Consider the following 25105-nt stretch of genomic DNA (forward strand, 5'->3'; position numbering starts at 1 on the left):
GTTATGGATAACCGGTTACCGCTTTTTGATGGTCAGTCCGACTATGTGCTGGAAATTAATGACAGCACAGTGAAACTGGATGTACTGCGACTACGCGGGCGTGAGGCGTTAAGCACCCCTTTTACCTGGAATATTGAATTTTCCGTTCCGGCGATGAATATTCCGCCTGAGCAAGTCCTGATGAAGTATGCCACTTTGCGGATGCACAGCGGCAAAGTGGTTTACGGGGTGCTCACGCAACTGGAATGGCTGTCCACCTCTGTTGACCAGTCGCACTACCGTGTCATCCTTGAATCTCGCTTGGCGTTACTTTCTCATACTCAAAGCAGTGGGGTTTTCCTGAATCAGTCCGTACCTGAAGTCGTGGAAGGGGTCCTTCGTAAACATGGATTGGAAGGGCCAGACTTTGACTTTCGTCTTGAACGGACATATCCGCCGCGAGAATTAATAACCCAATGGCGGGAAACGGATTTACAGTTTATCCAGCGGTTACTGTCTGAAGTGGGTATTTGGTTCCGCTCTGAAATGCAGTCAGCAACGGAACAGGAGATGCTGATATTTGCCGACAGCCAGTTACATTACCAGTTTGATGTGCGTCTTCCTTATAGTGAACCTTCTGGCCTTGACGATGGTGCTGTGGAGTCTGTTTGGAACGTCCGCAGCTGGCATCATGTTGTCACCCAGGGTGTCAGCACCCGTGACTACAACTACCGTTTAGCCACGACGCCACTGGACGCCACTGTTGATGTACGTAACGATACGGTGACCACGGGTGAACATTACCATTACAGTGCCCCTTATTTGACGGCAGGTGATGATACAGACCCCGAACCGGAAACGGAAAGTGGTGCGTTTTATGCCCGACTTCATCATGAACGTGAGCTAAATCAATCCGCCCGTCTTCATTTATTCAGTAATGCGTCCTCCCTGACACCGGGTATGGTGTTGGAGCCGCAAAGGAATGTGATTGAAGCCATGAATGAAGGCGTGGTTATCACACTCACCACCTTCAGCGCCGCCCGCGATTCCCGCCTGCATGTCTCGGTGTGGGGCATACCGTACAGTGAACGTTATTGTTTTCGCCCGACGGCAATTTCGCGTCCACAAATCCACGGCACACTTCCGGCAAGAATAGAGAGCCGAGAGAAGAACGACCCGTATGCTTGGCTGGATGATACGGGCCGCTACCGAGTCAAACTGGATGTTGACCGTAACGGCACAGAACAAGGGTTTGCCTATTTATGGTTACGAATGGCGAAGCCGTATACCGGTGAAACTTATGGCTGGCATACCCCACTGATCGATGGTGCAGAGGTGGCGATAGCGTTCAGCAAAGGCGATATTGATTTACCCTATATTGCCTATGCACTTCACGACTCAGAATACCCAGATCTCGTCACCCGAGATAACCACACCCGCAATATTCTCAGGACGCCTGCCAATACAAAATTGCGGATGGAAGACAAACGGGGCGAGGAGCATATCAAGCTCGCCACCGAATTTGGAAAAACCCAGTTGAGTCACGGCCATTTGGTGGATGCGCAGGGGAAAGCACGTGGGACGGGCGCAGAGTTACGCACCGATGAATACGGTGCAATACGTGCGGCTAAAGGGCTATTTGTCAGTGCCGATGGGCAGCAGAGAGCAGCTGGTCAAGTATTAGATATGGATGTCGCGCTGAAAGAGATAGACCACCTTCAGCAGCAGATTGAACAGCTGGAAGCTGCCGCCAGACAGGCAGAAGCGCTCAAGGCTGATATCGATAGCCAGAGGGCGATGTTTACGCAGCGGCTGGAGCCACTTAATGAGGTTATTCATTTCTCGGCTCCACAGGGCGTGGCGCTCACCAGTGGTGAAGATATGCAGCTAAGTGCCAGTGACAATGTGGTGATCAATGCCGGAGGCGATATCAGTGCCGGTGTGATGGGCAATATGACTGTGCTGACCGGCGACAAGCTGGGGTTGTTTGCCCGTAGCGGGCAGTTGAGCCTGAAATCGGGCGAAGGTCCGGTTGATATACAGGCCCAGAACGGCAATATGCGGCTATTTGCCGAACAGAAACTTACCCTCACTTCAGCCGATGACATCTTATTTGCGGGTAAAAAGCGTATCACGCTCAACGGCGGCGGCAGTTACTTGAAAATCGAGCCGGGAAAAATAGAGTACGGCACGACAAGCCAGTATGTGCGGAAGTTGAAAAGGACGGCGATGACGGCGGCAACGACAATGCCATTTCAGGCGGTGGCTGGGAGTGGCATTTGTCTCAGTTGCCTGATGAAGGCTGCGATGAATGGCGATACTTTTGTTGTTAGAGGTGAATCATGAATATGAGTTTCAGCCTTGCAAGCCAGGAGTTGATCGCATCGACAAGAACCTCGTTGTTTGCCCTGGTGGATGGCCTCCAGTATGAGCGCCACTATGGTGAGGAGCTTCAAGCCACTGATAGTGCTGTCCTGCCATTATTTGATAAATATCCTGATTCCAGAATTGCTTTCGCAGGGCCCTGGCTAATTGATATGCACACGGCTATGGCATTCAGAGAACAGTTAGCAGAACTTGAACAACATCTGCCTGCTGTATCTTGGATCCTGTCTGCATTATCACTCTCTGAGCTACTAGCACATTTACAACAGTGCCTGAATGCTGAACTGCCTAATGGGAGAATTGCTTTGCTGCGTCTTCAGGATCCTAGAGTTCAGGTCAGGCTCGGTGAACAACTGAACGAACAGCAGCACTGGAAATTAACCAAGAATATCGCTCAATGGTACTCGACTGTGGATAAACGTGTTTATTCATTGAAGCAAAAGGAATTTATATGCTGAAACTGACGGAAGAGCAGTGCACCGAAGTTAATAAAATGGAGGACGATGACTTTGTCCGAGATACAGCTCAAAAACTGAAGAAGAAATACCCGGAGATAAAAGAACCGGATGACATATTCCTCGCCCGCCTGAGGAAAGCGCTGGACTATGCAAACACGTTGCAATTGAGTGAAAAAAACGTGAGGCGGGATTTTTTGCGACTGGAGGTTTTTTATCCGGAGTTTTACCAGAAACCTGAAGTGGAAAAATGGCTGAAAACTTACAACGGCTATTCAGCGGACCAGCGCCTGAAAGATTTTAAACATGTGGTGATAAACAGGGAAAGGAGAGAACTCTGATGGCCTTCATTGGTATAGGGACAGGAGTTGCGACAGGTAGTGCAGGAGCAGCGGGCGGTGCCATTGGCTCGCCTACATATCCAGTGTCAGGAAATGACGGAGGCTGGGACGATTACGGTATGTCGGATCCTACATATGGGGGTGCATGGGGCAGCAGCAAAGGCGGATTTGATTACCAGGGGAAAGCTTACGATCCTGCTCTACATGAGCCAATGGATGTCTGCGCTGAAACTCACGGTGATTTCTGGGAAGACGATATGGATCATTCGGAAACCGTGAGTTATGTGGGGGTGGATACCAAAACGCGAGCACAGGCCAACACGGGAGCACAGACTAAAACCGACGAAAAAACGTGTAAAAACTGTCCTCCGGAAGGAAAAGTATTACCTATGGTAAGACGTTGCTCGCGCTGGAGCATTATTACCATTAGTTACCAGACGCGTATTTGCAGCACATTTTATAACTCTGAAACGCAGCAGATTCAGGAGTTTAAGTACTGCGGTGTTTCATTTGACGGCTGGAAAGATAAACTGTGTCAGTTCTGGGAAGCTAAGGCACGATATGATCAGTTTTTCGATGCTTTTGGCGATCCTAAAGGATGGTGGAAAGGTTACAAAAGTGGTTTAAGTCAAGCTGCACGGCACCAAGCTGTTGCGACGGTTAATCAACCTTTAAAAGTCGTTTGGGTTTTTATGCAGCCAGTGAGCTATCGATACTTTTCGAGAATGTTTAAAGACTTTAAAGACATAATTACAAGGTGGGTGCCATGATAAGAATATCAACAAATGCTTACTATGAAGATACTCTACGTCCTGACGTTGAGTTATGCCTTGATGAATTGTTTTATATTTCTGAATTGATAGATGGAATGTTGGGGACAAAAAAACGATGGTACGAAAAAGGATATTCAAGAAAGCAAGCGCTTGAGTATGTTGTATTTGACCATGACAAGGCTGAACCTAAGGTTGTTGAAAGATGGCGCAGTCAAATAAATAAAGATTACCCGTTAATAATAGAAGGTGTATGGGATGGTGAAACTGACAGCAAAGTTTGTTCAATAAACTATATAAAAAAGCATGTCGAAAATATAAAAAAAACAACTTTGGATGTTAGTATTACCTGTGGCAAAACAGATGTAAATGTAGAAAAAGTCATTGATTTTTTAACTTTCCTTGTTTCTAATAAAGGACATGTGTATGCATCAATAAATACTAATGGCTATTGGAATAATAGTGAAAATGTATTCCCTGATCGAATTTGTGTAGGGTGGATGATTTATATTCCAGCGATATTATTACCAGAGTTAATTCCTGAGGCTGCTAGAATAGTACCTGTGATGGCTGCTGAAAAGCAAAAAGGAACTATTGTTGTCTCAACTATAGATATCTTTGATGGACGAAATAAAGAACACATAAGCAAAGCTAATGAGCTAGAAATAAAACTTCTGGATCTTGGTTGGTTGCCGCTAATGACAGAGCTTTAACTCTTTCCACCGTGTGAGTTGAAAACCCATTGCCTGAATGATGGATCCGGTGGTAACGGCCGGATAACGGGGGATGATGGAATTACAGGATTGTGAACTGAACTACATCGAGAAATGGCTACCGGAAATGACCGTTAAATATAAAGACGGGCATACGCCGGAAATTCGCAGCAAAATGGTAGAGTGCGTGTTTAGCCACATCTAAAGAAGACGCTAACCCCTAAATGGGTGGGAATCACTGATAAAAACTACCAGAAAAAGCGGCAGTCGATTTTGGACTCATCCCCAGAGGAGACCTTTTCTTGGTATTTAGGTGGTACGGAAACCGATTTTACAGTACCAGATTATGAAATTCTTATTATGGGTAAACGAATTTTCCATAACGATAATGATCGATCTGTTATTAAGTTGTTGTTCCCTCTGTCATTGCTGAAAGAATTAAATGGTAAAGAGCGTTATCAGAACTGGCTAATGTAGTTATGTGACACCTTCGTGGTAGAAAGTGACTATGCGGGGTTATCGTTTATTCTCCCTTACTCTTTTGAACGGATGTTTCCCTATGAATTTGCTTTAGCACAGCGTTTTTCTGGTGTTACGGTAGATTCCATCGGTACGCTTGAAGGTGGTGGAGCCGTCATTGGCCTGAAAGGTGCGTGTTGGTATACCATTCTCGTTACGCCGTGGCTGAACAAGTTGGGTGGGATAGAAAAGTTAAAACATCGTTTAGCCAACACACCGAAATCTGCCTATTGCCATACAACAACGGCACTATTCTGAACGCTGGAGAACTCGCACCTTCGTTGGGTGAAATAAAAACAGAGGGTTTACCGCCTTTACTGGTAAAAGTAAATCAACTCATTCAGCCAGTACGTTTTAATGAATCACGTTCTCTACATTTTTATTCAGAATACGAACATTTACAGTTTGATAAAGAGTCCACTATGAAGTGGTACAGGCGTTTCGATGAGGCCAGTAACCTGCTGGATAATGGGGAGATAGAAAACTCATACGAACCGGTACGCATCACCCGTTGGATAAATGAAATAGCCCCTCATTCTGGACGCTGGGCAAGCATAATTAACGGCACGACGCAGTATATTCAACTGCGTGAAGGGCCGACGTTACCCGTATTTGAGGATATTTATGGCAAAAAACATCAAGCCTGCTGATCGTTACTGGAGAGGGATGATAAGGGTGATGTTTATTTAGCTACTGAGAAAGATTAATCAACTTTTACGATAAGGATTTAGAATTTTTTGCCACTGAGTTCAAGTTTTTTTACTGAAGTATCGAGTTTGTTATTATTTTTTGAGTCTCAATTGAATATGTTTTGATGGTACTCTCGGGTTTATGACAATTAAATACATTTTAGCTTTTTATTGATGTAAATAAAGTGATTTAATGTTATATGTAATCCAAAGTATCTTATATATAACGAATGTTGCAACAGCAGATAATTTTCTTAATGAGATAAATGATTTTATCAATTTATTACCTTCTTGGGATGAGAAACTAAAGGAGTGGCTGATTGCTAATCCATCGAAGACAGTTGTTGCTATAACTCAATCAAAGGTTACACCTGAGGCTATAGAATATATAGATGAGGTCATCGCTAAAAAAGCCGGTAAGTATTGTGTTGGCTGGAGATAAAGAAGATGAAAGTCCAAATATTTTTTGGCTCAAAAACACCCCTGCAATAGCGGAGAATAGATACTCACTGACTTTGGCTGTGAGATAACCTCGAACACAATATAGAAAAAAGATTTCCTGAGGATTTTAGAAAATATATTATTGCTTGTATCTTGGGCTTATCATTATATATTTCTTGAAACAGAACAATACAGAATGGAACAACACTCAGTATTTGAAAACCGCTTACCAGTTGGTTGGATGTTATTTCTACCTAAATTAATTGAACGGAATGAAGTACCTTCAGCATTAGAAATTTTTATTTACCTGAGGAATTAGGAAGCATAATTATTACAAAAGAAGAAGTTAACGGTAAGGACGCTGGAGATATTATTTGCGAAAATAATGCTGAAATAGAACTTGTTGCAAATGGTCATTTTCCTAAGTGGTTTGACTTGTAATTAAACTTTATTCTGTGACTCTTGTAAGAAGTGGAGTTTGCTGGCGCACGAAAATGGACAGGACACTTGGACTAGACGTGTACACTTTTTCCGTATGCATTGGGTTCAAGTAAGAACTGGAAAATTAGAGAGTGTCAGTAAATCGTTTTTCTGATTATATTGTTGTTAGTATTAATAGTACAGAGAGGTAAAATATAAAGTTGAATTATTAATGGTGAATAATAATGGAATTTTTAATATATGAAAACTCACTCTCTATCTAATAGGTTTGTATGTATTATAAAATTCAGTCATTACTCTATAAAATAGAAAAATTAACACTCTATGATTTATTGAATGAGTTAAAGCACATTATTGATGTGATGCCTGCATGGCAAGAAAAAGGAAGTGATTGGTTAATCGCTCATCCTTCAAAACGAATGATAGCCATTAATGCGTTGGGTATTACAGAAGAAGAACTGTCCTATGTGGATTATTTAATTGATAACAATAAATCTATAAAAATTGTTCTAGCCGATGAGAATGAAGATGATAGTATAATAACTATTTGCTATAAAAATACCCCAGCAGTTTCGAGTGAAAGATATTTATTATCGATAATGATTAAACAGTTGTCGAATAACAATGATGTTGATAGTTTTATCTCTGTTATTGATGAGGTGATAAAGTGTGATGGATGGTTTTTTAAATATATCTTGTTAGATACGGAACAGTATAGGTTTAATCAAAGAGATGTTTTTGATGATCGGTTGCTAGTGGGCTGGATGCTATATTTACTAGTGAGAATCACATATGCGGATGCATGAGCTGCATATAAGCTATTTGATGTCGCCAATGATGTTGGGACAATAATAGTATCGAAAATACATTTAACGATAAAGATAATATAGCCTGTGCAAATAATGTCGAAATAGAGTTGGTATCAAATGGTTACTATCTTTAGTCAAAGGTATGTGGTTGTCTTTAGTGCAAGTTGTAATAAATGAAAATGTGGACTTGATGAAAATAATAAAATTTAATTTTTCTTATTCCATAAGTGTAATTTATTATATTTACCCCTGAAGTTTAGGTCTTCTATTATTTAATAATGCTGAATAAAAAACCATGAACCAAAGCTCCCCCTCTTTATATGAAGTCCTTACCGGTAACTTCACGGGCGATTTACCCCTCGATGCTGTGAGTGAAGAAGAACAAGTCATCTTATCGGTACTGGATAATATCCAACGTATCTTGAACTCCCGAGCTGACGCTATTTCACATCTCCCCGACTTCGGCCTGCCTGATATGACCAAAATATTACAGGGCATGCCGGGTACAGCGCATCAACTTATAGATACGCTCTCCGCTACGCTGCTGAAATATGAGCCACGGCTGAAACGCCTCAACGTGGTGCTGCTGCCGCAATCCACCCCGGGGCATTTGGAGTATGGGATTGACGCCGAGCTAAAAGAATTTGGGCTGGTGCACTTTGGCACCGCGTTTATGCCAGAGGGCCGGGTGCTGATACGACATCTTAAACAACAACATTATCTCAATCCGGGCGACTCATTTTAACGCCTATTCAGGGAAAACAAACACATGATATCGAATACCGAGCGTACGGTTAAAACCGGCGGTGACCCCCGCCATTTTGCTGAATTTAGTGCCTTACGTGACGAAATCGGCAAATTACATCATCCAGCTCGCCCGGATGTTGACTGGAGGCGGGTCGAGCAGCTTTGTTTGGCGCTGTTTCGCCAGAACGGGGTTGAGTTACAGACCGCGGTAGATTTTACCTTGGCACGTACGCACATTGCCGGTCTTGCCGGATTGTGTGAAGGGTTGGAGCTACTGGCAGGCTTGCTGTCTCATCAGTGGAGTGCGTTATGGCCGCCGCAAACGCATGCCCGGGTGGCGTTATTGGCCTGGTTGAGTGATCGGTTGCAGCAAGTTTGGCGCACCATGACGTTATGCTACGGTGATCTGGCTCAGGTGTACCGGGCAGAGCGTGCGTTGGAACAGCTATGTACGCAGTTGCAAACGCTGGAGCTTAAGCATCTGAGTAAATTGGATGGGGTGCGCCTGATGTTGCATAACGCAGCACTACGTTTGGAGAGCACCGAGGCTGCCGCAGATACGCCAGACCGATTAAGTATTCCGGTACGCCATGCCGGTGTCTCTGAACCACAACGACAGTCTCAACCGACATTCTCATCGGCTGCAGTCAGCGAACCACTGGTCTATCTTGTTAACGAACCTGTCCCGGTGCGTGTTGAGGTGGAGTTGTCGCCGCCTTCGCCGCCCCCATCACGTTGGAAAGCGGGGCACGGTTTTGTCGCTGGGTTATCGCTGATGGCGGTTTTGATGGCGGGGAGTTTCTTTATCTGGCAATCGCTGTCATCCCATCCGTTGCGAGAGGCGTTGCTGACCAGTGTCGCGCCATTACCTGCGCCGCTGGCAGCCAACTCAATCGATGAACTGAGAAAACAGACCTCAGATGCTGAGTTGGCACGACTGGCAGACCCCGTATTGCAAGCCAGTGGCTCACAGTTGGAAAAGCTGACACAGTTATCGCCGTTATGGGCACAAATGCGGGGGGATGGGTTGTTATCACAAGCACAGCAACTCTGGCCTGCCAGTCAAGAAGTCAAACGACTGAGTACGTTATGGCAACAGCGAGAAGCCGGTGCTGCACCATTAGTGGAGTTGGAACACTATGCATTGGCGCAAGAGCGTTTGCGGCAACTGGCGGAGCGACTGAATGGATTGGATGAAAAGAAGGGGCGCTATATGACTGTCTCGGAGCTGAAAACGGTGGTGTTTGCGATACAGCAGCCGTTGGCAAAAACCTTACCGCTGGAAGAGTTGTTGCGTCAGTATCAGGTGCAGTCCGAGTCAGGACAAAAACCATCTTCAGCATTGCGCCAACAGATTGACAGCCGGTTTAGTCAACTGCTGAATCGGTATGCATTACTCACATTGCCCGAAACGGCATCACCGTAGGTGATGGGCGACTGACTATATCACGCAGTCAAAACACAGGATTTATTGCCTGGTCGGGCCAAACACTCGATTACGGAAAAGGCGCGGGATATGGGAATAACCAGTGCGCGTAACTGGCACCCTGATGAAGTCCGTATTTTGACGCAGTTTTGCCCCAAAATGTGCACCAAAGTGGTTCAAAACTGCCGCGCAGACGTGTTGAGTCGATCAAAATCAAGGCAAGCCAACTTAACGCCGACCGTTTTCGCGACATTGGTTAAAACCTACATCCAGTCCACCTGTTTGAGCATCTCGAGCGTCATAGCGGTGGCGTGCTGTATTGCTGACAAATGTAGTCAGTTTGGATTTTTGACGAGCTACTGAGCACTTGTTTGAATGCCTCCATTATAGTCATAGCAGCCCTGTAGTAGATGAGCATCACCATTTTTTGTCGAAGGAAATCGACAGGCATAATCATGAATTATCTTCGCCAGTTGGTGTTGTTCTGCGCTTAACTCGCTCATTTCTACCCTCGGGTCTTTGTAGGGGGCAAGCAGGCACTCGCCCCCTATGAGAATGATTTAGCACATGACGTTACTCTGGAAGTGTATAGACGCTACCTTTATCATCACGTTTCAACAACTTCCAACACGCGCGGTGTTGCTTACCGTACTTATCCTCAAAGGACGGCATTTTCTGCCCTTCACGCGTCTGAATATACTCGGTAGTACCGTTAACAATCGATGCCCACTGCCCGGCATAGGGCGCGATTTCATCAGTCCAGCGAGTGATGCGAACAGGGTCGTCCGATTTCCCTGTTTCGTCTTTATCCAGCAGGGCGCTGGCTTCGTCGAAACGCCTGTACCACTTCATAGTGGATTCTTTGTCGAATTGAAGTCCTTCATATTCCGAATAGAAATGAAGGGATCTCGACCCATTAAACCGGACAGGACGAATAATCTGGTTCACCTTCACCAGTCGGGGCGGCAGGCCTTCTGTTTTCAGCTCGCCCAGTGGAGGGGGAAGTTCACCAGCTTTAAGTACGACGCCATTGTTATAGGGCAACAGGTTGATTTCAGGCGTTTTGGCTAAACGATGCTTTAATTTTTCTGCTCCCCCCAGTTTTTCCAGCCACGGCGTGCCCACAATGGTATACCAGCAGGCACCTTTCAGGCCAATGACGGCTCCACCACCTTCAAGCGTACCGATGGAATCCACCATCACGCCGGAAAATCGCTGGGCCAGCGCACATTCATAGGGGAACATTCGCTCACGGGCATAAGGGAGTGCAAACGACAGTCCTGCATAACCACTTTCCACCATGAAGGTGTCACAGAGCCACATAATCCACGATTCATAACGCTGCTTTCCATCAGGTTCTTTTAGCAAGGACAATGGGAATGTCAATTTTATGACTGAGCGATCATTATCATTATGAAAAATCCTTTTTCCCATAATCAAAATACTGTAATCAGGGGCTAAAAAATCTTTCTCTGCGCTTCCCAGATACCAGGAAAAAATCTCCTCGGGCGTTGAATTGAGGATCTCCTGCCGCTTTTTGGCGTAATTCTTCTCAGTAATACCCACCCAGCTTTTAGTGACCGTTTTTTTCAACCAGGGTGTAAACTCACCATAGAAGCGATCCACGCACTCCACCATCTTACGGCGGGTTTCCGACGTATGGCCGTCTTTAAAAAAGACGGTGATAATCAGACCGAGATTGACCGCCGGGCTGCCGTTTTTGTATTTCACGGAGGCTTCCGGCAGCCATTTCTCGATGTAGTTCAGCTCAAAATCCTGCAATTCCATACCTGCTCCTGTTTAACTGGCTGCCAGTGCCGCCGTCCCCGTACCGAGAATAGCCGCCAGTGTTTCCCAGGCGCTTATTGCCAGACGAACAATCAGTAAAAATGCGCCAATAATGGCTTCCGGGATTCCCAGCGTCACCACCAGAATGCCGATACCCACGGCAACCAAAATAACGCCGACCGTTTTCGCGACATTGGTTAAAACCTGCACCCAGTCCACCTGTTTCAGCATCTCGAGCGTCATATCGGTAGCGTGCTGTATTTCTGTCCATGAGGCTTTAATCTGTTCATTAGTCCAGGATTTCACCGACTTCCCGGTTTTACTGGCCCAGACCCAGGCCTCATTTCCCTGCCGGTAAACCCACTCACCGCTGTCGTTAAGCCAGCTGGTCGCAGAATTCAGGGCTTGCTGCGTCTCTTTTGACAGAGCGTTCCAGCCTTCAGCCACACCACGCACCGCACCCTCACTGAGGTTAGCGACGGCTTTACCGGCGTAAGTCCAGGGCTCTATTTTGGCGGCAACGGGCGTGGATGGAGGACGGGGCATAAAAATCGGTGGGTAGAGAATCAGCGGCCAGTACTTGGCTCCGCTGGTCTGCCAGGCTTTCATCGTCACGTTGACCACCTGGTCAACCCACTGCTGCTCTTTCGGACGGCAGTCGTGGATCTCCAGGATGGTCATGCTATCTTCATGACCAAATCCGCCCACAATCTGCATATATTCGTTGTACTGATCTTCTGAAAATGCATCCCCCGGAAACTTCACCTCAACCAGACGGGCCAGATTGTTGCTGTGCATATTGCCTTCACTGTCCGGCCCCGCGAGTCCCGGCCAGCGATCTTGTTTACCTTTAACAATAATGATGTCAGGACGGCGATAACGAATTACATAACGGGATATTACAGCCAGCTCAGACCTCATCAATATAACGGGGGGGTGACGCCGAATGAATCAGAACGATTGTTCTGGAAAAACTCTAAAGCCGTGGCCAATTCTTGTTGACCACTACATTCTGCGCTTAACTCGCTCATTTCTACCCTCGGGTCTTTGTAGGGGGCAAGCAGGCGCTCGCCCCCTATGAGAATGATTTAGCACATGGCGTTACTCTGGAAGTGTATAGACGCTACCTTTATCATCACGTTTCAACAACTTCCAACACGCGCGGTGTTGCTTACCGTACTTATCCTCAAAGTACGGCATTTTCTGCCCTTCACGCGTCTGAATATACTCGGTAGTACCGTTAACAATCGATGCCCACTGCCCGGCATAGGGCGCGATTTCATCAGTCCAGCGAGTGATGCGAACAGGGTCGTTCGATTTCCCTGTTTTGCCTTTATCCAGCAGGGCGCTGGCTTCATCAAAGCGGGCAAACCACTTCATCGAGGACTCTTTATCAAACTGAAAATTCTCGTATTCCGAATAGAAGTGCAGACTGTTATGCCCATCCTGTCGCACAGGACGAATAATCTGGTTCACCTTCACCAGTAGCGGCGGCAGGCCTTCTGTTTTCAACTCGCCCAGTGGAGGGGGAAGTTCACCAGCTTTAAGTACGACACCATTGTTATAGGGCAACAGGCTGATTTCAGGCGTTTTGGCTAAACGATACTTTAATTTTTCTGCTCCCCCCAGTTTTTCCAGCCACGGCGTGCCCACAATGGTATACCAGCAGGCACCTTTCAGCCCTTCAGTTGAATTAACACCATCGAGGAAGCCAAGAGAATCCACCATCACACCGGAAAAACGTTGTGCTAAGGAAAATTCATAGGGGAACATCCGCTCAAATGCGTAAGGAAGAACAAACGACAGTCCTGCATAACCACTTTCCACCATGAAGGTGTCACAGAGCCACATAATCCACGATTCATAACGCTGCTTTCCATCAGGTTCTTTTAGCAAGGACAATGGGAATGTCAGTTTGATAACTGAACGGTCATTGTCATTATGAAACACCCTTTTACCCATGATAAGAATGTCGTAATCGGGGGCCAAAAAATCTTTCTCTGCACTCCCAAGATACCAGGAAAAAATCTCCTCGGGCGTTGAGTCGAGGATCTCCTGCCGCTTTTTGGCGTAATTCTTATCAGTAATACCCACCCAGTTTTTGGTGATGGTTTTTTTCAGCCAGGGTGTAAACTCACCATAGAAGCGATCCACGCACTCCACCATCTTACGGCGGGTTTCCGGGGTATGGCCGTTTTTAAAAAAGACGGTGATAATCAGACCGAGATTGACCGCCGGGCTACCGTCTTTGTATTTCATGGAGGCTTCCGGCAGCCATTTCTCGATGTAGTTCAGCTCAAAATCCTGCAATTCCATACCTGCTCCTGTTTAACCGGCTGCCAGTGCTGCCGTCCCCGTACCGAGAATAGCCGCCAGTGTTTCCCAGGCGCTTATTGCCAGACGAACAATCAGTAAAAATGCGCCAATAATGGCTTCTGGGATACCCAGTGTCACCACCAGAATGCCGATACCCACGGCAACCAAAATAACGCCGATCGTTTTCGCGACATTGGTTAAAACCTGCACCCAGTCAACCTGTTTGAGCATCTCGAGCGTCATATCGGTGGCGTGCTGAATTTCTGTCCATGCGGCTTTAATCTGTTCATTAGTCCAGGACTTAACTGACTGACCGGTTTTGCTGGCCCAGACCCAGGCTTCGCTTCCCTGCTGGTAAACCCACTCACCGCTGTCGTTAAGCCAGCTGGCCGCAGAATTCAGGGCTTGCTGCGTCTCTTTTGACAGAGCGTTCCAGCCTTCAGCCACGCCACGCACCGCACCCTCACTGAGGTCAGCGACGGCTTTACCGGCGTAAGTCCAGGGCTCTATTTTGGCGGCAACGGGCGTGGATGGAGGACGGGGCATAAAAATCGGTGGGTAAAGAATCAGCGGCCAGTACTTGGCTCCGCTGGTCTGCCAGGCTTTCATCGTCACGTTGACCACCTGGTCAACCCACTGCTGCTCTTTCGGACGGCAGTCGTGGATCTCCAGAATGGTCATTCGTATACGATTATTGCCAACAATCTGCATATATTCGTCGTACTGATCCCGATAAAGAACATCCCCCGGAAACTTCACCTCAACCAGACGGGCCAGATTGTCGCTGTGCATATTGCCTTCACTGTCCGGCCCCGCAAGTCCCGGCCAGCGATCTTGTTTATCTTTAACAATAATGATGTCAGGACGGCGATAAATCCCCCTGCCGGGCACCGGGAAGGGATTGGTGGTGTGGCGTCTGCCTGCGCCGTCTTTTTTCAGCAGCGTACTGCTCAGAAAAGGACGTGGCGGCGTGGTGCGCATATCAAACGCCACCTCCGCCTTGTAATTCCAGTAGTAATTTCGGGCGATTTCATCCACGCGAATAAGCCCACTCATCATGGTCTGCTTAAGACTCATCCGGTAAGTTTTACCTTCCCGACGGATCTGCGCGGACAGTTGCGGAAAACGCATAGCGTATTCCACCTTGATATGCAGGTATTGACGGTTTTCCGTGGTCGGTAGACGCGACTGTTTTTCGACCATTTCGACGCCCGTCGTGGTGCAGTCCATCGGCTGGTTGGTCGCTCCGGTGGGAATATCGGGTGTCGGAGTATCGGGTAAATCGGGCATTTTCATTATGACTGGTTCTCCCTGAGTTCGGTTTCCAGTTGCTGCATATCGGTTTCCCCCACAAACCACATGTGTTCTTCCGGCTGTGGTGTTTTCGTCAGGACATGCAGTTCCACATTCTCCTGCTGACGGGTATAAACCGGCACGGAGCGGCCTTCGTTATCGCTGTACCCCGTTGCGGTCTGGCCTGATGGAGTGGCGAGGTGATAGGGTGTATTGACCAGAATATTGCCGTTTTTGTCCTGTAACTGATAGATAGCCGAGTAGATATGCGAAGTCCCTATACGCGGCATTTTCATCGGCATACTCTGCGCAGCAGCCGTCATGGTCCACTTCACGCGCCGCATATAGGTTGCCGTCGTGCCGTATTCGACTTTCCCCGCTTCCAGTTTCAGATAGCTGCCGCCACCAATCAGCGTGATGCGTTTCTTACCCGCAAACAGAATGTCCTCTTCTGACGTGATGCTGAGTTTCTGCTCCGCAAACAGCCGCATATTGCCGTTCTGGGCCTGCATCTCTGTCGGACCTTCACCGGATTTCAGGCTTAACTGCCCGGTTCTCGCAAACAGGCCGATGTTGTCACCCGCCAGCACAGTCATATTGCCCATCACGCCCACGCTAATATCGCCCCCGGCATTGATAGAGACGTTTTTACTGGCGGCAAGCTGCATATGTTCACCGGAGGTGAACGCCATTCCGTCCGGGGCGGAGAAGAGCAACGTTTCGTTGAGTGGTTTCAGGCGTTCATTAAACATGCGTATCTGGCTGTCTATGTCAGCTTTCAGGGCCTGTGCCTGTCCTGCCGCCATTTCTAGTTGCTGGGTCTGGTGCAGGCAGATGTCGATTTCCCGCAATGCCGCCTCCATATCCAGCACGTCTCCTGTCGCTTTTTGTTGCCCGTCGGCGCTGATAAACAACCCCTTTGCGACACGAATAACGCCTCGTTCATCGGTTCTTAGCTCAAAACCCTGACCGCGAGGTTTATTATGAGCATCGGTGATATGCCCTTGGTTTAGCTGGCTTTTACCGAACTCAGTGGAGAGAGCTATATGCTCCTCACCGCGCTTATCTTCCATGCGAAGTTCATTACGGGCAGTGGTACGCAGGATGTTCTGGCTGCGGTTAGACGCCCAATGCCAGGGTATTTTCTTTACCGAGATAGCGATAACGTAGCCGCCAATATTTTGACCCATTGGGATGAACCAGCAAATGCATGCCATCGCTGTCAGTCAGTTTGTAAGGTTTATCTTCGGTTTTTGCTGACCGCACTTTCACATCGGTGAGTGCCATGGATGGCCTCCGGAAGAGATTTTGTGGGTATAATAATTATCGAACTGGACTGTACCCGCATTTGTGCCCACAGGTGTAACTTGATGTAGGTAGAATCAGGTTGAATTCAGTCGATATGGAGTAGGGGGATGATAGCAGTAACAGCAGGATTTTAAATGCAAAAATGGACGTCGGTTGACGTCCATTGATAATAAGGTGGTGCCCGGACTCGGAATGGATTTTGTTTTGTAATTGTATTGATTAGTATGGTTTTTATCTTGTTCCATAAACTTTGAGGCCCCCATTAAGGCCCCCTTCTGCAAAGCGTCAAAATTTGACGGTTGAACGGGAATTTTTACGTCTATTTGAATTGTTTTTTGTGGCATGGTGCTCTGACTATTTACGGAATCGTAGTGAGCACCATCAGCGTTTGAAAATGATATCATAATCAGGTTCCTCAGTGTTTAGCTGGTAACATGCTGGATAGGTTTTGCGAACTACAGTGTGAGTATCAGGAGTGGAGGTGTAATCTCGAACTTTTGGGTTGTCCCCCAAGACCTACACCAACATAAAAAATCCCGCCGAAGCGGGAGCTAAAATTAAGCGGTTTTCATTCGGTATGCCGACAAAGACACGACGTTTTCTGTCGCTACCTCATCAGTAGCAAAAGTTGATAACGAATCATCATTTGCCAACTCTGCCAACATAGCTGGCATGATGTGCAATCGTTTAGCCAGTGATTCAACATCGACAGACAGATCCGTGAGAAGAAACTTCATTGCCCGTTGGAAAAGCTCAGGTTTTTCACTAGGAATGAGATAGTCTTCTTTTTCATCAATTGCTTCCCCCTTGCGTTTCAGACCGAAGAACGCAGTTTTATATTGAGCATCAGTTAATAGTGATAATTGATGAGCTCTGTAAATGGTTGCTGCTTTGCTCACTTTCCACGTCAATTTAAACTGACTCAGCCCCTGCCAGTCGATACGGCCACCGATTGGGCGAGGAAAATATTTTGCCATTGCTGAGCGTGGGAGAAGCAAAGCAGATGCAAAGCGATTAGCTTGTGACTCTGTTACTCTGTCTCCCGTCGAGATGCCCTCATGCAAAATCAAGTGTGCAACTTCGTGAGCGATATCAAAACGCTGACGGCACGGCGATTTCTTAGCTGTATTTCTTACGATAAACGGGCGACTTAAAGGAACAGAAAGTGCGTCCACATCATCAGAAATAGAATCGAAAGAAGTCACAAAGGCTCCCAGCTTTTCAGCAAGACGGGTCATGTTATCGATCGGCCCAAGGCCTAATCCCCAATCTGTGCGGCATTGCTCAGCAGCTTTTTCTATATCCTCTTGAGTATTTACCCGCAGCTCAGGAAATCTGACTGGTGGTAAATTCAAATACTCATCAAAAACCTCAATCAGACGACGATACAATTCAGCTTTAGCGAGTGTCGCCCACTTGGTTGCCATACGAGTAGAACTACGCTTGCGGAAGTGAACGATCTCTTCATTCACTGGAGATTGCTCTTGCGCCTCAAAAAATTCAGGCATAACCAGCAACGCGGCGGCTAATTTATGTGCAAGCTCAGGAGTTGGAACAGCCGAGCCAGATTCCAGCCGCTGTATGTACTGGCGGGTCTTATCGACCCGCTCAGCTACTTGCTCCAGTGATAGCTCGTGATACAGACGAGCCAATCGCAAATTAGAACCGTTAAACACTTTTCACCTACTATTATCCGTTATCACTTTTCTTTTCCTTTTCAGGAACTGAAGCGCTGATATCATCCAGTTCAATCTTCACAGGTGCTGGCGGAGTATCGTCTGTAGAATGCAGCACTGTTACTCGTTCGTCGCCATAACTCCATAAAGAAAGCACTTCTTCCAGTGCATTATAACCCGCGAAGTGCACGCGACCACCCTCGCCCTCAAACTCAGGCTTCTCGACAACGAAACGCCAAATCGTTGGAACTGTATCCTGTGATGCAAAGAGCTGGTCTACGCTATTCCTGCGGAAAAAATTAGCCCTTTGCGGATTCGTCGGATCATCAGTAAAGGAACGTATTGGGAGCCCACCAATAGTGATTGTATAGTCATTGTTAGGATTTATTAGCCCAAGCCAGCTATGTTTTTTCGACAAACATAGACGCTTTATACGGTTCTTCTGGCGTGCAAACGTGCATGTAGCGCGAGAGTAATTGTCATCATCTTTAGAAGATAAAAGATCATGCGTATCTTCCTGCACGGTAAGAAGTATCTCTGCAATGATAGATAAACGCTCTTCGGTTAACTGAGGGTGAAACGTCCAGGGTAGTGGGTAATTTTGCATCGGGTCACTTTCCTTACAGTGCAAAAACCAAATTTTGTCAACTAGGATGATGGTGCATTATTTTTATTTTGTCAACTAACCACTGTTAATTTTCACAGCAGCCTTAGCGACGAGACAGCATGCCAGGATAGTGCCGGGCGATGATGTCGTTCAGCTTATCGACCAGCTCTGGTCGCTTAAAGGTGATATGCGCCGTTCCCTTCTGAAAATACTTAATCACAAATATCTCATCCTCGTAACGATTGCTGTGCCTGTTCTCATGGATATGGTCTCCCAGGCGACGGGTAACGTCAGCACGGTTGTCGGGAACAGGTTTTCCATCGAGAAGCATCAGCATGCGCTCAAGGTCGGCCAGGCGATCACGCTGCCAGCCCCAGTTCAGACCAAATCCCCAGCGGTCATGTTTCACGAGACCATTGACGATGATCTTTCTCCCAAACCGACACGGCGAGTTCGATTTGTAATCCCAGCTCAGCCCCTTAAACACGTTAATCACGCCACGTTCAAAGACTTCACCTTTATTCAGATGTAATTGTTTAAAAGTGCTAAGGATATTTTCTTCACTGATAGCAGGAATATCGTCTTTCTCCAGGCTGTTGTACCACTCGTTGCGGGCCTGCGCGTCCATGAGCGCCAGCATTCCAGACTTATTCATCAGGTCTTTCCAGATGCTGCGATCGATGTTGCGGGTAATGGCCTTCATCGCTGTTTCAGGTTTCTCCATCAACCAGCAGTCGTAACGGTATTGCCGTACTCCCCATTCATTGGCTTTACCGCCGCCGATGCTGCCGGTCAGTGTCGATATTTCGTCCAGTTTGCTGATAAGCGCTTCAATCTGTGCCAGCGCAGCGTTACGCCCGCTGACGATGCGTTCAATACTGGTGGAGCAAATCACGTCGGTATGGTCGGTTAATACTTCGGCTTCTGTCTGCATGTTAAATTCTCCATAAATAGAAAAGGCCCGTAATGAATGCGGGCCAGGTGTTGTGTGTCAGTGGGTTCAACGGGATAGCAGGTAAAACAGAAGCGGAATTATCGATCGATGATTCCGATCGATTTTCGAATATTGATCTGCAAAATGAATTATCCCGCTTGGTTGTCCCTGTGCCACAATCCCGAAAACGAATTTAATTGATTGTTTATCAATCCATTTCCTGTCTTAACGAGGGGCTGCCGCCTTTTGTTCTGCGAACACGGAAGCGAAATAACGTAACGGAGATGTGATGAAAAGATGCACGCGCTGTAATAAGAAAAGGGGTGTCCTGGACCGGATTTTTGGACTCGATAAAGATTACTGCGACGACTGCCTGATGACGGTTAACAAGGAAATCAGAGAAAAGCGCACCGTATCTGAGCCAGTCCCTAAATCGCCGGAACGATCTTCCTGACAATGGCGGCCATACGCCAGTGACTGACAGCGCTGACCACTTCATTTTAATAAAATTTACTTACCAGATGAAAAACACTATTAATATCAGCGTTATTATCCCTGTCTTCAATGCGGCTGGCAGTATTGGTACTCTTGTTCATACCTTGCTGAGTGAAACCACCATTCGCACGGAGGTGATAGCCGTGGATGACGGCTCTACCGACGGGACGTGGGATATTCTCAGTGCTATCACCGATGAGCGGTTGATTCTTATCCATCAGGAAAATCAGGGCGTGTATGCCGCACGTAACGCTGCGCTGGAAATGCACCGTGGTGAGTGGGTGGTGTTTTTGGACGCCGATGATCAGGTAGCCGACGGATTTTTGCAGGAACGATTGCACGCGGCTCATGAAGCTCAGGCCGATGTTGCCGTGTTCAATGGCTGGCGGGCCGACGGTACCGGTCACCAACTCGCCCCCGTACACCGCAAACAACCTTACGGTCAGACGCTCACTGGCCATGAGTGGATACGCCATTGCGTGAAACAGCGCGAATGGCCGCACTACCTGTGGCTACAGCTCGCTCGTTCGGCGTATATCCGCAAGCATGACCTGCGATTCCAGGAAGGTAAAAGCCACAAAGATATTCTCTGGACAATCCACCTCGCAGCCGGAAACGGCCGGTTTTATTTCGCAGATCGCAGGGACTACACCTACATAAGCAATCCCGCATCCATTACCCATCGTCAGGATTATTACGATATCCGCGCGGCCAGCTATATTGATGTGATCGCGGAGATTCTCGCTCTCAGTACGCAACAGCAACACAGTGCTACACGACGCGCCCTGGTCAGGCATGCTCTGGTAGAGTGCCGCCATTTTCTCGGACTCTACCGTCGCAGAGTCAGTAACCAGCAAGCGCTGCGTATCAGCTTTTACGCACGGATAACCTTTCGCCAGTTACTGCCCGGCATAAGCAGCCTGAGCGATGCTTTTTTCCTCCTGAAGCTGGCTCGTAAAATTTATTACTCTCCCGTTTCGTCAGGACAGCAACGATCGATATAAATCAAAGCGCCAGCCGTTGAGCTGTCGCGCTCAAAGTATAGTTTGCTGGCTAATCTGTCCTGGACTGTTGCAGAAGCTGAAGATGACGGAGATCGCGAACATCTTTGAGCGCCTGTTCAATCCAGGGCAACAGGGCTACTGAGTCGGTGTTATCTTCGTCGTTGTCGAAGATGATCTCCGTATCGCAATCGATATTGTCCCGCAGCCAGCCAATCAGAATGTTGAGAGCGGCTTCAGTGGTTAATTCTGGCATTAGAACTCCATGTGGTGATTGAGGCTGGGTTACCAGTCAAAGGTAGCAACGCCGGGCAACACTTCGCCACAGGCATCAAGGTGAATAATGCCAGCGGAGTAACGGCGCATCAGCGTTACCACCAGGCGACGACAGGCTTTCGACAGGCCGAGACGTTTGAGGCGTAATACCGGAAACGACCACGCCCCCAGGTGGAGCAGATAGCCCGACCCGGTGTACAGAATCCACTCGCTGTCGCCAAAGTCTTCGTTCTGGTGTGAAAGGGAAAACAGCAGAGTGTTATCGGCTTCGGTGATATGCGCGGTACTGCACTGGATACCGTTAACGCGGGCTATGGGCGGAAGCGGATCTTCAACGACCAGCTTTCCTGGAGCATCAGCAACACGAAGTGAATAACCGTTGTCACAGACCACATTGATCAGGTCAGCCAGTTCAATCCCATCGATATCCACGACGATCCGGCCTATGTTGAGGGCCAGTACATTGATGCTATCGGCCTCCACGGTGAAGGACAGCTTCATTGAGTCGCCCCGCTGTATTTGCCGGTAGTGATATCGGTCACTACTTTGTAATCGTTGCGGGTCATCAGCCCGGTGGCTTTGCGGGCGCGGAGAATATCGATACTGGTGAGAAGTGGCGACTGGGTTTCTGTGTTAAAACCACTGCGATCGGTACGTACCAGATCGTACTTTTCCACGATAAAATTCACGGCGTCGCACAGTGAGATACCGGCTTCGATATGTTCCTTGATCACACCATCATTGCCGAAAGGCGTGTCGTTGAGCGTCAGGCCGTAGTGACGATCCAGCAGGTGGCTCAGAAGCCGTTGCCAGATCTCCACCGGTGACGGGCGTGGTGAGGTCTCCCCCGTTGAGGATAGTTGTTGAGTTTGCATAGCTGGATCTCTTTGTTGATGGGTTAAAACGAAGATAAGTAGCAAGAAGATTTACGCGGTTGTTGCAGGTGTTGGGTAAAGCGCAATATAGACATAGCCGCAACTACCCAGGGTGTTGGCATCGCATGTCAGCCCTTTTGCGTAGAGCGTGACACCGTGCTGATGGCGGGGATTGAGTTCACCGGAAACCAGCATCAGTTCAAGCTGTTTAAGCAGCAGCGGAAATGTCTGGTCGAGATGGCGTAAATCCGCGTCACTAAAGGTGCCGGTGATACTGGCGCGGTCAGCCAGGTAATGCAGGTGGTTGTTCTCCTGCACCAGGCGGGCGCCAAAACAGGGCGTTATACTGCGTTTAAGCCCCCACCAGGGTTCAGGGATATCGTGGTTTACGGTTGGTATTGTATTCGACAATTTAGCTCTCCTTAAATTTGAGTTAATTCAGCGTGACGCTGCGTAATACGACATAGGGGCCGTTGCGGTCCTGACGACGTTCTGCGAAGACCGCGAGTACACCGCTGATATCCTGCACTTCCCGACCGGCGTAGTGGCAGATGCTGCCGGACCACGTGTATTTCCCGGTACAGAAGCGAAACAGTCGGGACTTAGGGTGCTGGCGGTATATCGCCATTGCCTGGCGTTTACTGATAATCTTCATCGCTATTTTCCACCTTAAAGCCAGCCTCTCTCAGAAAACGAGACGATTTCCATACCCCCCACCACCAGGTGGTCCAGCAGGCGAATATCGACCAGATCCAGCGCTTGCTGAATATGCGTAGTGACCTGACGATCAGCATTGCTGGGCTCAGCGTGCCCTGACGGATGGCAGTGAGCGACAATAATCGCCGCCGCGTTATGCTTCAGACCAGCCTTAACCACTTCGCGGGGATGGACCTGCGTATGGCTGATGGTGCCGGTGAACAGCGTTTCGTGAGCAATGAGGCGATGCTGGTTATCGAGGAAGAGCACGGTAAACTCTTCGCGCTCCAGTGAGGCAAGCTGCAGACGCAGCCAGTCACGGACGGCATGACTTGAGGTAAATGACGCGCCGGGTTCGCGTAACTGGCGCTCCAGCAGGGCCAAGGCTTCCCTGACTGTCTGCTGGTCGGCAGGGGCTAATTCACGGGCAAACAGTGGTAACTGTTGTTCCATAGCAGCTGACCTCAGTCGATGATGTGCATGATAGCGCTGCATTCCGCGTGGTTGAGCGCGTAGTCCCGCAGACGGTAATAGTGCTCCGTCATGGCGTCGCATTCGGTGCGCATGGCGTGGTGGCTGTAAGTCATCAGACAGACGGCTATTCCGGCGGCCTCACTGCTGAGTTCGCCACCGTTGCCATTCATGGTGTTGAACAGTGACCATTTATCATCGGCTTCCTCATTTGCTTCCGGGGCCATAAATGCGCCGCCGTTGCTCAGCGTATAAAAATTCCAGATGCCGCCGCTGTAGTCCGCGCAGAAGCGGTCCATCCAGGCAAAGACGGTGGGTTCAAGGATTATCCACTGCGGTATGTTGCCGAAGTGCTGTGGCCAGAAGCCAACACGCTGTTCGTCCTGTACGAGGGTGGCGGTCAGTGTGGAGACTTCACTGGCAGATTTCTGGCGTAACAGGTTGTTATCGTTAAGGTTGATAATGTCGGTCATGTCAGTTGTTCCTTTTGTAACGGTCATAAGCGCACTCCCGCTGAGCAGGAGCGTGTAAGTCGCTTGATTTTTTTGGTAACAGGCGCGCCGTTTTACCGGCTGGTGATATCTGCAGGTAGTGCGTTCAGGCGTAACTGTGGGCAGGATTGTGCATAGCCATCGGCATCGCACTGTGAGGGCCAGATGCCGTCAGCCACAGACAATCGGCACAAGCTGAGTTCGCCAGGCCGGTAGCAGAGATTCCTGCACCAGGCGCAGAGGTCATCGTCGGAGATGGAACGGCTGCCGGGCTGGTTTTGCAGGGAGACAGGCCAGATTTCTGCCTGGTGAGCATTAGCAGGAATGTGCTGCATCAGCTCAGGGCCTGCTGCAGTTCTTCCGCCATCACCCAGAGCGCACGGTTGAGCTTAACGTCGCCATCAATCCCGTTTACTGCGCGGGTGTGAGTACGTTTACCCTTTGCGGTGCGTCCGCTCAGTCCGCCTTTCAGCAATGATTCCTGAATACGGTTATAAACGGTCCACAGGTCGTCCTGACGATCTTCATATCTGCGGGGTGTCAGTATCTGCGTGGCGGTGACCGGCTGGTGTTCTTCACCAAAGCGGTAGGTCAGTGCGGCGTTTGCCAGGGCGTGTTGTGCAGGTGGTGGTAACAGCAGCGACTGCATGGCATCGCGTTTCTCTTCCACCCGATCAAAGACGCCGAGTACTCCATACGCACCTTCAATCACTTTCCCGGCCACATCGCCACGATGCGGTACACGAATTTCACCGAACGACTGTCCGCAGACGAGCCCGTTGGTGCAGATGGCCCTGAACAGCCCCGGCAGCATCTGGTATGAACTGCTGCCATCGTGTGAGTTAAGCAAAATGATTTCGGGAACCTGCTGACCGGTTATCTGGCCGGTACGACGCAGGCGCAGCAGGTGTTTGGTGTGCTCCCGGCGGCCCGGGTCTCGAACGCGTGACTGGCAGGCGAAGAAGGGTTCAAAGCCTTCGCGCTGAAGGTTTTCGAGCAGGGTAATGGTGGGTATATAAGCGTATTTTTCGCTCCTGGATCCGTGGCAATTTTCACTGAAGACGCTGGGAACGACCTGCATTAGTTCTTCACGGGTTAACGGACGATCGCGGCGGATCTGATTTGTTCGCCCAAAGTGGCTGGCTAAACGCATAGTTAATTCC

Annotated in this window: 27 protein-coding genes and 6 pseudogenes; 14 read left to right on the top strand and 19 right to left on the bottom strand. The window is 48.4% G+C overall.

Annotated elements, in window-relative coordinates:
* Positions 1–3 precede the first annotated feature (3 nt).
* The 12 genes and pseudogenes from ACF3VQ_RS03370 (at position 4) to ACF3VQ_RS03425 (ending at position 9715) form a co-directional block, all read left to right on the top strand.
* The gene (locus ACF3VQ_RS03370; protein WP_392433404.1) at positions 4–2325 is read left to right on the top strand and encodes a type VI secretion system Vgr family protein; all 2322 of its coding nucleotides are present in this window, start codon (positions 4–6) and stop codon (positions 2323–2325) included.
* A complete protein-coding gene (locus ACF3VQ_RS03375) occupies positions 2322–2822 on the top strand; it encodes a DUF4123 domain-containing protein (RefSeq protein ID WP_392433405.1) in 501 nt (166 codons plus the stop codon). The genes ACF3VQ_RS03370 and ACF3VQ_RS03375 overlap by 4 nt, the downstream gene beginning before the upstream one ends.
* Positions 2816–3160, top strand: coding sequence for a hypothetical protein (locus ACF3VQ_RS03380; RefSeq protein WP_392433406.1), 345 nt, complete (start codon positions 2816–2818; stop codon positions 3158–3160). Before ACF3VQ_RS03375 ends, ACF3VQ_RS03380 begins: the two co-directional genes overlap by 7 nt.
* Positions 3160–3930, top strand: coding sequence for a Tox-REase-5 domain-containing protein (locus ACF3VQ_RS03385; protein ID WP_392433407.1), 771 nt, complete (start codon positions 3160–3162; stop codon positions 3928–3930). Before ACF3VQ_RS03380 ends, ACF3VQ_RS03385 begins: the two co-directional genes overlap by 1 nt.
* The gene (locus tag ACF3VQ_RS03390; protein ID WP_392433408.1) at positions 3927–4643 is read left to right on the top strand and encodes a hypothetical protein; all 717 of its coding nucleotides are present in this window, start codon (positions 3927–3929) and stop codon (positions 4641–4643) included. Before ACF3VQ_RS03385 ends, ACF3VQ_RS03390 begins: the two co-directional genes overlap by 4 nt.
* 73 nt (positions 4644–4716) lie before the next feature.
* Positions 4717–4848: a hypothetical protein gene (locus tag ACF3VQ_RS03395; protein ID WP_392433409.1), complete on the top strand. Its 132-nt coding sequence runs from the start codon at positions 4717–4719 to the stop codon at positions 4846–4848.
* A 23-nt stretch (positions 4849–4871) separates the two neighbouring features.
* Positions 4872–5545 (top strand): annotated as a pseudogene (locus tag ACF3VQ_RS03400) (type VI immunity family protein); the annotation flags it as partial.
* Positions 5546–5584: 39 nt separating this feature from the next.
* The gene (locus ACF3VQ_RS03405) at positions 5585–5812 is read left to right on the top strand and encodes a hypothetical protein (RefSeq protein WP_392435777.1); all 228 of its coding nucleotides are present in this window, start codon (positions 5585–5587) and stop codon (positions 5810–5812) included.
* 232 nt (positions 5813–6044) lie between these two features.
* Positions 6045–6293 carry a hypothetical protein gene (locus ACF3VQ_RS03410; protein ID WP_392433410.1) on the top strand — a complete coding sequence of 83 codons (249 nt, stop codon included), beginning with the start codon at positions 6045–6047 and terminating at the stop codon, positions 6291–6293.
* A gap of 712 nt (positions 6294–7005) precedes the next feature.
* Entirely contained in the window at positions 7006–7539 is a 534-nt protein-coding gene (locus ACF3VQ_RS03415) for a hypothetical protein (RefSeq protein ID WP_392433411.1), read from the top strand.
* Positions 7540–7837: 298 nt separating this feature from the next.
* Positions 7838–8287 carry a type VI secretion system baseplate subunit TssE gene (tssE, locus tag ACF3VQ_RS03420; protein WP_392433412.1) on the top strand — a complete coding sequence of 150 codons (450 nt, stop codon included), beginning with the start codon at positions 7838–7840 and terminating at the stop codon, positions 8285–8287.
* Positions 8288–8311: 24 nt separating this feature from the next.
* Complete coding sequence (locus ACF3VQ_RS03425) at positions 8312–9715, top strand: VasL domain-containing protein (RefSeq protein ID WP_392433413.1); 1404 nt, start codon at positions 8312–8314, stop codon at positions 9713–9715.
* A gap of 316 nt (positions 9716–10031) precedes the next feature.
* Here ACF3VQ_RS03425 and ACF3VQ_RS03430 read toward each other — a convergent pair.
* The 3 genes and pseudogenes from ACF3VQ_RS03430 to ACF3VQ_RS03440 form a co-directional block, all read right to left on the bottom strand.
* Positions 10032–10218 (bottom strand): annotated as a pseudogene (locus tag ACF3VQ_RS03430) (arylsulfatase regulator); the annotation flags it as partial.
* 70 nt (positions 10219–10288) lie between these two features.
* Positions 10289–11503, bottom strand: a complete 1215-nt coding sequence (locus ACF3VQ_RS03435) for a DUF3396 domain-containing protein (protein WP_392433414.1) — start codon at positions 11501–11503, stop codon at positions 10289–10291.
* Positions 11504–11515: 12 nt separating this feature from the next.
* Positions 11516–12382: pseudogene (locus ACF3VQ_RS03440) on the bottom strand (VRR-NUC domain-containing protein); the annotation flags it as partial.
* Between ACF3VQ_RS03440 and ACF3VQ_RS03445 the strand changes: the two are divergent.
* A pseudogene (locus tag ACF3VQ_RS03445) lies at positions 12380–12505 on the top strand (IS3 family transposase); the annotation flags it as partial. The pseudogenes ACF3VQ_RS03440 and ACF3VQ_RS03445 sit on opposite strands and share 3 nt — an antisense overlap.
* Before the next feature lie 99 nt (positions 12506–12604).
* Here ACF3VQ_RS03445 and ACF3VQ_RS03450 read toward each other — a convergent pair.
* The 7 genes and pseudogenes from ACF3VQ_RS03450 to ACF3VQ_RS03480 form a co-directional block, all read right to left on the bottom strand.
* Positions 12605–13819 (bottom strand): DUF3396 domain-containing protein, encoded by a 1215-nt coding sequence (locus ACF3VQ_RS03450; protein ID WP_392433415.1) that lies wholly within the window; start codon positions 13817–13819, stop codon positions 12605–12607.
* Positions 13820–13831: 12 nt separating this feature from the next.
* Positions 13832–15115 (bottom strand): VRR-NUC domain-containing protein, encoded by a 1284-nt coding sequence (locus ACF3VQ_RS03455; protein WP_392433416.1) that lies wholly within the window; start codon positions 15113–15115, stop codon positions 13832–13834.
* Positions 15115–16233: pseudogene (locus tag ACF3VQ_RS03460) on the bottom strand (DUF2345 domain-containing protein); the annotation flags it as partial. The gene ACF3VQ_RS03455 and the pseudogene ACF3VQ_RS03460, both read right to left, overlap by 1 nt.
* A 1-nt stretch (position 16234) precedes the next feature.
* Positions 16235–16399: pseudogene (locus tag ACF3VQ_RS03465) on the bottom strand (Arm DNA-binding domain-containing protein); the annotation flags it as partial.
* Positions 16400–16977: 578 nt separating this feature from the next.
* On the bottom strand, positions 16978–18096 hold the full coding sequence (locus tag ACF3VQ_RS03470; RefSeq protein WP_392433417.1) for a helix-turn-helix domain-containing protein: 1119 nt from the start codon (positions 18094–18096) through the stop codon (positions 16978–16980).
* Positions 18097–18109: 13 nt separating this feature from the next.
* A complete protein-coding gene (locus ACF3VQ_RS03475) occupies positions 18110–18703 on the bottom strand; it encodes a hypothetical protein (protein WP_392433418.1) in 594 nt (197 codons plus the stop codon).
* Between the two features lie 103 nt (positions 18704–18806).
* Complete coding sequence (locus tag ACF3VQ_RS03480) at positions 18807–19637, bottom strand: DUF4942 domain-containing protein (protein ID WP_392433419.1); 831 nt, start codon at positions 19635–19637, stop codon at positions 18807–18809.
* A 521-nt stretch (positions 19638–20158) separates the two neighbouring features.
* Here ACF3VQ_RS03480 and ACF3VQ_RS03485 point away from each other — a divergent pair.
* On the top strand, positions 20159–21136 hold the full coding sequence (locus tag ACF3VQ_RS03485) for a glycosyltransferase (protein ID WP_050597499.1): 978 nt from the start codon (positions 20159–20161) through the stop codon (positions 21134–21136).
* Between the two features lie 49 nt (positions 21137–21185).
* On the opposite strand, the gene ACF3VQ_RS03490 is transcribed toward ACF3VQ_RS03485, so the two are convergent.
* From ACF3VQ_RS03490 to ACF3VQ_RS03530, 9 genes are all read right to left on the bottom strand, one after another.
* Entirely contained in the window at positions 21186–21389 is a 204-nt protein-coding gene (locus ACF3VQ_RS03490) for a DUF957 domain-containing protein (RefSeq protein ID WP_032648613.1), read from the bottom strand.
* A 29-nt stretch (positions 21390–21418) separates the two neighbouring features.
* Positions 21419–21910 carry a DUF5983 family protein gene (locus ACF3VQ_RS03495; protein WP_032648614.1) on the bottom strand — a complete coding sequence of 164 codons (492 nt, stop codon included), beginning with the start codon at positions 21908–21910 and terminating at the stop codon, positions 21419–21421.
* Entirely contained in the window at positions 21907–22284 is a 378-nt protein-coding gene (locus ACF3VQ_RS03500) for a TA system toxin CbtA family protein (RefSeq protein ID WP_032648616.1), read from the bottom strand. The genes ACF3VQ_RS03495 and ACF3VQ_RS03500 overlap by 4 nt, the downstream gene beginning before the upstream one ends.
* A gap of 51 nt (positions 22285–22335) precedes the next feature.
* Positions 22336–22695, bottom strand: coding sequence for a type IV toxin-antitoxin system YeeU family antitoxin (locus tag ACF3VQ_RS03505; protein WP_392433420.1), 360 nt, complete (start codon positions 22693–22695; stop codon positions 22336–22338).
* Between the two features lie 22 nt (positions 22696–22717).
* Complete coding sequence (locus tag ACF3VQ_RS03510; RefSeq protein ID WP_032648619.1) at positions 22718–22939, bottom strand: DUF987 domain-containing protein; 222 nt, start codon at positions 22937–22939, stop codon at positions 22718–22720.
* A 14-nt stretch (positions 22940–22953) separates the two neighbouring features.
* Complete coding sequence (gene radC, locus ACF3VQ_RS03515; RefSeq protein WP_032648621.1) at positions 22954–23433, bottom strand: DNA repair protein RadC; 480 nt, start codon at positions 23431–23433, stop codon at positions 22954–22956.
* Between the two features lie 11 nt (positions 23434–23444).
* Positions 23445–23924 carry an antirestriction protein gene (locus ACF3VQ_RS03520; protein ID WP_050597496.1) on the bottom strand — a complete coding sequence of 160 codons (480 nt, stop codon included), beginning with the start codon at positions 23922–23924 and terminating at the stop codon, positions 23445–23447.
* 92 nt (positions 23925–24016) lie between these two features.
* Positions 24017–24277 carry a hypothetical protein gene (locus ACF3VQ_RS03525; RefSeq protein WP_071995300.1) on the bottom strand — a complete coding sequence of 87 codons (261 nt, stop codon included), beginning with the start codon at positions 24275–24277 and terminating at the stop codon, positions 24017–24019.
* The gene (locus ACF3VQ_RS03530; RefSeq protein ID WP_392433421.1) at positions 24277–25095 is read right to left on the bottom strand and encodes a DUF932 domain-containing protein; all 819 of its coding nucleotides are present in this window, start codon (positions 25093–25095) and stop codon (positions 24277–24279) included. The genes ACF3VQ_RS03525 and ACF3VQ_RS03530 overlap by 1 nt, the downstream gene beginning before the upstream one ends.
* Positions 25096–25105 lie beyond the last annotated feature (10 nt).

It is taken from the genome of Yersinia fenwicki, assembly GCF_043099325.1.
In the GTDB taxonomy this organism is placed as follows: Bacteria; Pseudomonadota; Gammaproteobacteria; order Enterobacterales; family Enterobacteriaceae; genus Yersinia.